General features: G+C 60.9%; 6 protein-coding genes. 2 read left to right on the forward strand and 4 right to left on the reverse strand.

The genetic code is table 11. The annotated features are described in order from the left end of the window. Positions 1-54: 54 nt before the first annotated feature. Both ACNA0J_RS20435 and ACNA0J_RS20440 read right to left on the reverse strand, forming a co-directional pair. Entirely contained in the window at positions 55-2,709 is a 2,655-nt protein-coding gene (locus ACNA0J_RS20435; RefSeq protein ID WP_415820705.1) for a penicillin-binding protein 1A, read from the reverse strand. A gap of 148 nt (positions 2,710-2,857) precedes the next feature. Beyond that, positions 2,858-4,717 (reverse strand): alpha/beta hydrolase family protein, encoded by a 1,860-nt coding sequence (locus ACNA0J_RS20440; RefSeq protein WP_415820706.1) that lies wholly within the window; start codon positions 4,715-4,717, stop codon positions 2,858-2,860. A gap of 183 nt (positions 4,718-4,900) precedes the next feature. On the opposite strand from ACNA0J_RS20440, the gene ACNA0J_RS20445 reads away from it, so the two are divergent. Further along, entirely contained in the window at positions 4,901-5,338 is a 438-nt protein-coding gene (locus ACNA0J_RS20445) for a BPTD_2524 family lipoprotein (RefSeq protein WP_415820707.1), read from the forward strand. A gap of 130 nt (positions 5,339-5,468) precedes the next feature. Here the strand turns inward: ACNA0J_RS20445 and ACNA0J_RS20450 are convergent, their stop codons facing one another. Next, a complete protein-coding gene (locus ACNA0J_RS20450; protein ID WP_415820708.1) occupies positions 5,469-5,882 on the reverse strand; it encodes a PaaI family thioesterase in 414 nt (137 codons plus the stop codon). A gap of 104 nt (positions 5,883-5,986) precedes the next feature. Here ACNA0J_RS20450 and dinB point away from each other — a divergent pair, with 104 nt between their 5' ends. Then, positions 5,987-7,078, forward strand: a complete 1,092-nt coding sequence (gene dinB, locus ACNA0J_RS20455; RefSeq protein WP_415820709.1) for a DNA polymerase IV — start codon at positions 5,987-5,989, stop codon at positions 7,076-7,078. A 6-nt stretch (positions 7,079-7,084) separates the two neighbouring features. Here the strand turns inward: dinB and ACNA0J_RS20460 are convergent, their stop codons facing one another. Further along, a complete protein-coding gene (locus tag ACNA0J_RS20460) occupies positions 7,085-7,549 on the reverse strand; it encodes a GatB/YqeY domain-containing protein (protein ID WP_415820710.1) in 465 nt (154 codons plus the stop codon). Positions 7,550-7,665 lie beyond the last annotated feature (116 nt).

The raw sequence follows: 7,665 nt of genomic DNA on the forward strand, positions 1-7,665 counted from the left end.
GCGGAACTGAGTTGACCTAGTTCGCAACGATATCACGAATAATATTTATTCCTATCAATATCCTGTGACAGGCTGGGGATTTGCCGGTGGCGGAGCCAGGGGAATGGGGATGGCCAGTGCGGCATCGTGCTGGCCCGACGGGGAACCGCCAGACGTGGCGGGTGTGCGGTTGGCGGTGGAGCCCGTACCAGACGAGGTTTGTGGCGTGGCCGGGGCAGCTACCACGGGAGCAGCCATGGAACCCTGCATGGGCGCTTGGCTCAATGGCGCCGCCGGGGTCGCCGGCGCGGGCAAGCTGCCGCCGCCGGGAGCATTCAGCGGACGCACCTGTGTCGGTGCGCCATCGCTGGGCCGCATGTTGTTGAGAAAGTCGGTCAACTGGTCGCCAGTGGGCAGGTCCAGCGAGGCGATGGCCCGCCCGGGCGGAAATTCCGAGAAATAGTATTCGCCGTTATCGACCAGCAATCCGTCGGGCCGGGGGCGTTGCGCTTGTTCGGGCACGCCTTTGAGCACGGGCTGCATGTAGTCCAACCAGGTTGACAGGGCCAGGCCGCTGCCGAACGCGTTGGTGCCCAGCGACTGCGGCTGATCGAAGCCCATCCAGACGGTGGTGGCCAGTGCGGGGGTGTAGCCTGCAAACCAGACATCGACGGCGTCGTTGGTGGTGCCGGTCTTGCCCGCGACGTCGTTGCGCTTGAGCGTACGCTTGGCGCGAGCCGCCGTACCGCTGGTGGCCACGCCGCGCAACATGTCATCCATGACCCACGCGGTACGGGGATCGATGGTGCGAGCCGCCTCGTCGCCCGCCACGACGGGTTGCGCCTGCATCAGGACATTGCCCGAGCGATCCGTGACTTTGTCGATCAGATAAGGCGGCACGTGGTAGCCGCCGTTGGCAAAGACGGCATAGGCGTCGGCGACCTGCAATGGCGTAGCGCCGCCCGCTCCCAGTGCCATGGGCAACACCGCGGGCCAACGGTCTTTCTGGAATCCAAAACGGGTCAGATAATCCTGGGCGTATTGCGGCGTGATGGCCTGCAGAATGCGGATGGACACCATGTTTTTGGACCGGTACAGGCCCTGGCGCATGGTTTGCATCGGCTGGTAGTCATTGCCGTCGTTTTTGGGTGTCCAGGGGCGGGATCCGGTCTGTTCTACCGACAGCGTAAAGGGCTGATCCGATATTTGCGTGGCGGGCGTCATGCCGCGCTCGAGCGAGGCTGCGTAGATAAACGGCTTGATGGTCGAGCCGGGTTGACGCCAAGCCTGAGTCGCGCGGTTGAAGGTGCCGCTATAGAAATCGAAGCCGCCGATTAGAGCGCGTATAGCGCCGTCTTTCGGGGCCAACGACACCAACGCCGCCTGCAGCGTCGGCATATTCAGGATTTCCCACTGATCGCCATTTTTGTGCAGGCGGACGACCGAGCCGCGCTGGATGCGCTGCGTTTCGCTGGCCTGTGGGTTGAGGGCCCGCGCCACGATGGCCAGGGCCTTTTTATCGGAGACGGTGATGATCTCTTTCGCGCTGCGCGCCACTTTGATTTCGGTGGGGCTGGCCGAGAGCACCACGCCGGTCAGCAGGTCGCTGCTGTCGGGGGTTTCGTCTTGGACGCCATCGAGGATTTCTTCGAAGGCCTGCGGATCCTGTTCGATGTCGGCAGGCAGTTCGATCTGATCTTCGGGGCCGGGGTAGGCGGCGCGTCGGGTGTAGTCCAGGACGCCCGTGCGCACGGCCTGATAGGCGGCCTGCTGGGATTTGGAGTCTATGGTGGTGTAGACGTCGATACCGCGGGTGTACGTGCCGTCCTGGAACAGGCCATACATGATCTGGCGCACCAGTTCCGCCGGGTATTCGCCGTGGACCGTGAAGTCGTCGTTCTGACCGCCCTGGCCACCGCGAATCTGCAGCGGCTGTTCGCGGGCGGCTTGGGCTTGTTCCGGGGTCAGATAGCCCAGGGTTTGCATCCGCCCCAGCACGTAATGTTGACGGACGACGGCGCGGTCGAGATTTGTGATCGGGTTGGAGCGTGAGGGCGCCTTGGGAATGCCTGCCAGCAATGCAGCCTCGGCCGGGGTGATTTCGGCCAAGGGCTTGCCCAGATAGGTGCGCGAGGCAGCTTCGAAGCCGTAGGCGCGATGACCCAGGTAGATCTGGTTCATGTAGAGCTCCAGGATCTGGTCCTTGGTCAGCTCGGATTCGATCTTGAAGGTCAGCAGCAGCTCGTAGAATTTGCGCAGATAGGTCTTGTCAGACGACAGATAAAAATTGCGCGCGGCCTGCATGGTGATGGTGCTGGCGCCTTGCGATTTCGACATATGGATCAAGTTGGTCAGCATGGCGCGCGCCATGCCCATCCAGTCGATACCGCCGTGGGAGTAAAAGTCGTCGTCCTCGGCTGCCAGCATGGCTTGTTTCATGACCAGCGGGATGTCGTCAAAGGGCACGACGTTACGGTGTTCCTGGCCAAATTCGCCGATCAGGACGTGATCGGCCGTGTAAATACGCAACGGCACGCTGGGCCGGTAGTCGGTCATGGCGTGCAGGGACGGCAGATTGGGCCAAGTCAGCGCAACCGCGAGGCCGACAAGCACTGCACCGCAGAGGCCCAGGCCTGCCACGCCGACCGCGGTCTGCACCACGATACGTTTGCGCAGAAACTGCTTGATGCCCCGACGGGGGGCTGAATTCGATTTTTCAGGGGTATTCATTTGCTGCTGATTCTAGGCCAGAACCAGATAGACACGCCCCCTGTGGATTAGGTTTCCGTAACCAATCGTGGCAAAGGGCGATTTACCCGCCTCGGGCGAGGCGGCGTTGACGCTATTTTATCGGGGATTGTCCCTGTTTTGGGATGACTCAGGGTTTGAGGTGCGCGACGAAAAACGCCTCCATGGCCTCATAAAACTCGAATTTGTTCTCATCGTTGTGGAAACCGTGGCCTTCGTTGTCTTTGACCAGGTATTGCACTTCGACCCCGCGGTCCCGTAGTGCCTGTACCACTTGATCGCTCTCGGCTTTGTTGACGCGCGGATCCTGGGCGCCCTGGGCGATCAAGAGCGGCGTGCGGATACGATCGACGTGCAGCGCGGGCGAGGTCGCGGCCAGGCGTTCCTGATCGCGCTCGGGGTGGCCGACCATGTCGTACATTTTGGCCAGCAGGGGTTTCCAGTAGGGCGGAATGGTGTTCATGAAGGTGAACAGGTTGGACACGCCTACATAGTCCACTGCGGCGGCGTAGAGATCAGGGGTAAAGGTGATGCCCGCAAGCGTAGCGTAGCCGCCGTAGCTGCCGCCGTAGATGCCGATGCGCGCGGGATCAGCGATACCCTGGTCGATAAGCCAATGCACGCCGTCGGTAATGTCGTCCTGCATGGCCAGGCCCCATTGGCCAAAACTGGCTTCCCAGAATTGGCGGCCATAGCCCGTGGAACCACGGAAATTTATTTGCAGGACGCAGAAACCCCGGTTGGCCAGAAACTGGATCTCGGGGTTATAGCCCCAGCCGTCGCGCGCCCACGGACCGCCGTGCGGATTGATGATGCAGGGCAGGCCTTTCGGGTCGCGGCCGGCAGGCAGGGTCAGGTAGCCGTGAATTTCCAGGCCGTCGCGGCTGGTGTAGCGGATGGGCTGCACCGGCGACATATCGGCCTCGGGAATGGACGGATTGATATCCGCGAGCTTGTGCAGCGCACCCGTCGCTGTCTGGAACAGATAGCGTGCGCCCGGCGTGCGATCGTTGTAGGCGGCGACGATGAAGGTGTCTTCGTTGCGGTTCAACCCCTGGATGGCCAGGTCGTAGCCGGGCAACAGGCTTTCCAATTGCTGGTACAGCGCTTCGGTTTCCGCATCGAAATAGTGACGGCGCGGTTTGTCGGTTTGATAGGCGGCGACAGTCAGGACGTGGCGTTTGCGGGAATAGCCGGCGGCATCGAGATCGACCTCGTCGGTGGCAAATATCAGTTCCTCGTGATCGGGCGCGGCGGGGTCGATGATGACCAGCGCCAGTTTGTCGCGGCCGCGATTGCTCAGGGCGTAGAACTTGCGATCGTCAAAGGTGAAAAACGCCGGGCTGACGGTGGTGCGGTAGTCGGTGGTGATCAGCGGTTTGAAAGGCGCTGCCTCGTCGTCACGATAGAGCAGGGTAGTGTCCAGCCCATCGCTGGTGATGGCTGCGCGGACTTTGCCGGCGTGATCGGTTTGCCAGCCGACGACATTGCCGGGGTTTTGCGCCACGAGGACTGCCGCGCCGGTGTGGACATTGACGCGATAGACGTCGAATACTTGTGGATCGCGCTGGTTGTGGCTGATCAGGACATGATCGGGATCATCGGGCAGATCGTCTTCGATGCCGGCTCGGACGCTTTCGTAGGGAGTCAGGTCATGGGCTACGCCGGTTTGCGCATTGACGGCCAGGACGTGGAAGTTTTCGTCTCCGCCGAAATCTTTCTGATACAGGACGATGTTGTCGCCTTTCCAGAAAAAATTGCTGATATCGCGTGCGGTTTCGCTGGTCAATCTGCGCGGTTCGCCAACGGGTTGGGCGTTTTGCAGGGGCTGCACAAAAATATTCATGCGGGCCGGCTGGTCGTCCAACGCCACAGGTTGCATGAACCCGAGCGTCTTGCCGTCGTCGGCCAGGCGGAAATAGCCGCGGTCGGGATTACGGAAGAAGTCTTTCAGCGGGTATTTTTGGGGCAACTGCGAGGTGTGAGGCAAAGTCGATCTCCTGGTCGGCGTTCGGGCCAGCGGTTTTAGCTATTGATCATGCCATAGGGGCAGGGGTCCCGTCGAACCGTGGGGAGCGCATGGGTAAACCGTCCCTGTTAGGGCCGGCATTCGGGGGAACTGGCGATCGAGAGCCGGATTGCGGGATAATCGCGGCTGGTTATTGGAGTGAACATGATCAGAATTGCAGTGGCGGCGATCGCCGTGGCCGGCCTGGCGGGCTGCTCGACCGGGATTTCATCGGGCGGAAATATGCCGTCGGATAGTTTGACGGTGCAGTCGGATTACCGTTCGACGTACGAGGCGGCGACGGCGCAGGCCGAGCGTTGCCTGCGTGGCACGGGGGCGTACACCGTACATGGTACGGTGGATGATGCGACCCGCAGCGCATTGGTGCGGGTCGAGGCGCCGTTTACCGGTGACGACGTGGCGCGAGTGAAAATCACCGGCCAGGGTGACCGTGCGTCGCAGGTGGACATTCTCATGTGGGGACGCGGCATCTGGAATGAGGGCGCTCTCCATGCCATGCGTGCAGCGTTGATTTACCAGGTGCCGTCGTGCACGACCTATATGCCCAAGGATCCGCCTGCGGAGCAAAAGTCCGGAAAATAGGGGTGGCAGGTCGCTTCGACGGCGAGTGATTTGCTGTCGTCTTGACTGCGGCCGTGGCTATGCTGAGGCAGGGCCTGGCGACTTGGCATGAGGCAATTTCGCCGCTTGCCGTATCGCTTAACCATGCAGGTCAGTCACTGCCGGGCCGGCGTTTGATGACTTTGAAGGTGGCCGAGGCCTTGGCGACGATTTGTCCCTCGGCATTGCGGATTTCGCCTTCACAGAAGGCGATCGATGTGCCCAGGCGCAGGCAGCGGGCTTCGATGACCAAGTCGCTGTTGCCGGGGGACAGGAAACTGGTGGTCATGTCGATGGTGGCCATGCCTAGGCCGGGGTCGCTGCCACGGGCGGCGGCGCTGAGCGTGAAATCCAGCACGCTCATCAGCGTGCCGCCGTGAATATCGCCGCGGCTGTTGGTCAGATCCTCGCGCCAGGGCAATCGCGTGCGCGCATGGCCCGGGCCTATGCTTTCGGGAATCACCCCCATCAGGTGCATCAAGGGAATCGTCAGGCCGAAATAGTCAGTCGTGGCAGGCGTGGTCATGGATACGAGCAGATCAGCAAAATTGTTAAAAGCGCGGTGCAATAGCGCGTCATAATATTCTTTTTTTTGATTGCGCTGCCGGCAAGGTTGTTATCCCATTTGTCATGCTTTCGTTTTCGCGCAAGATCGTACATGTAGACATGGATGCGTTTTACGCATCGGTGGAGCAGCGCGATAACCCATCGTTGCGCGGATTGCCGGTGGTGGTCGCCTGGGAAGGGCCCCGTTCGGTGGTCTGTGCTGCCTCTTATGAGGCTAGGCGGTTCGGGGTGCACTCTGCCATGTCGGCCGCTCGCGCGCAGCGGCTTTGTCCCAATGCTATTTACGTGCCACCCGATTTCAATCGATATCGCGAGGTATCGCGTCAGGTGCGGCAGGTGTTTGCGCGCCATACGGATTTGATCGAGCCCTTGTCCCTGGATGAGGCCTATCTGGACGTGACGGTCAACAAGCTCGGGCTGGCATCGGCGACGGAGGTTGCGCGGGTGATCCGCAGTGAGATCCTGCAAGAAACGCACCTGACGGCCTCTGCGGGTGTGGCGCCCAACAAATTCCTGGCCAAAATTGCCTCTGACTGGAATAAGCCCGACGGTCTGTTTGTGATCAAGCCATCGCAGGTGCTGGCGTTCTTGCAGCCCTTGCCAGTGCGCAAAGTGCCAGGGGTGGGCAAGGTCATGCAGGGCAAGCTTGAAGCGCTGGGCGTACAGACTGTGGGGGATTTATCGCGGTTTACTGCGGTTGAGCTGGAGCATCATTTTGGGCGCTATGGGGTGCGATTGCACGAGCTGTCACAAGGCATCGACAATCGGGCCGTGCAGCCTGACGCACCATTGCAGCAGATATCCGCGGAAACGACGTTGATGGTGGACCAGCCGATCGAGGCGTTGGACGAGGTGTTGGGGCGTCTGGCGCACAAGGTCTGGGATCAGGGGCTGAAAAAGGGCGCGATTGGCCGTACGGTAGTCCTGAAATTGAAGACGGATCGTTTTCGTATCGTCACGCGCACATTGACGCTCACACGTGCGCCGGCCTCGGCCCAGGATCTCGCTATGGTTGCTCAGCAGCTTTGCATGCGTGTGGATTTGCCCGGCACAACGCGATATCGCTTGGCGGGTGTGGGTATGAGCAACTTTGAAGATGTTGCCGAACAAGCCCGGCAGGCAGATCTGGATTTGTTCGGCGAGACGGCTTACTGATCGGGATCAGCCGTTCAGGCGCTGTTTAACCTGTTGCGATACGTCGGACATATCGGCTTTGCCAGCCAACGCGGGCTTGAGAATGGCCATGACTTTACCCATGGCAGCGCCGCCGCTCAGGCCCTGCGCTGCAACTTCTGCGAGTGCAGCGTCTATGGCAGCGGAGATTTCCTCGGGCGAGGCTGCTTGCGGTAGAAATTCGCGCAACACGTCCAGCTCGGCGGTTTCCTGTGCCGCTGTTTCCAACCGGCCGGCTTGTTCAAAAGCGGCAATCGATTCGCGGCGCTGTTTTACCTGCTTTTCGATGATTGCGGTGACTTCTGCGTCGCTCAGTTCTTTACGTTCGTCGACTTCTTTCTGTTTGACCGCGGCAACGAGGAAACGCAGCGTGGACAGGCGCTGGGAGTCTCGGGCGCGCATGGCTTCTTTGACGGCGTCGGTCAGGCGGGTTTTGAGCGTAGTGGTGCTCATTGGGAAACCTTTGAGATACGGAGGGGGGAGGCTTAAGTGTAAACCGGATGAGGGTGGGGTTAGTGCTATTGGCGTCGATGCGGGGCAGTGGCCGCGTGGGGGCTTCACGTGGCCGG

This window comes from Bordetella tumbae (assembly GCF_965139195.1).
In the GTDB taxonomy this organism is placed as follows: Bacteria; Pseudomonadota; Gammaproteobacteria; order Burkholderiales; family Burkholderiaceae_B; genus Bordetella_A; species Bordetella_A tumbae.

Coding starts and splice junctions, on each gene's coding strand:
- ACNA0J_RS20435 (WP_415820705.1), bottom strand. CDS start 2,709: ATGAATACCCCTGAAAAATCGAATTCAGCCCCCCGTCGGGGCATCAAG.
- ACNA0J_RS20445 (WP_415820707.1), top strand. CDS start 4,901: ATGATCAGAATTGCAGTGGCGGCGATCGCCGTGGCCGGCCTGGCGGGC.
- ACNA0J_RS20450 (WP_415820708.1), bottom strand. CDS start 5,882: ATGACCACGCCTGCCACGACTGACTATTTCGGCCTGACGATTCCCTTG.
- dinB (WP_415820709.1), top strand. CDS start 5,987: ATGCTTTCGTTTTCGCGCAAGATCGTACATGTAGACATGGATGCGTTT.
- ACNA0J_RS20460 (WP_415820710.1), bottom strand. CDS start 7,549: ATGAGCACCACTACGCTCAAAACCCGCCTGACCGACGCCGTCAAAGAA.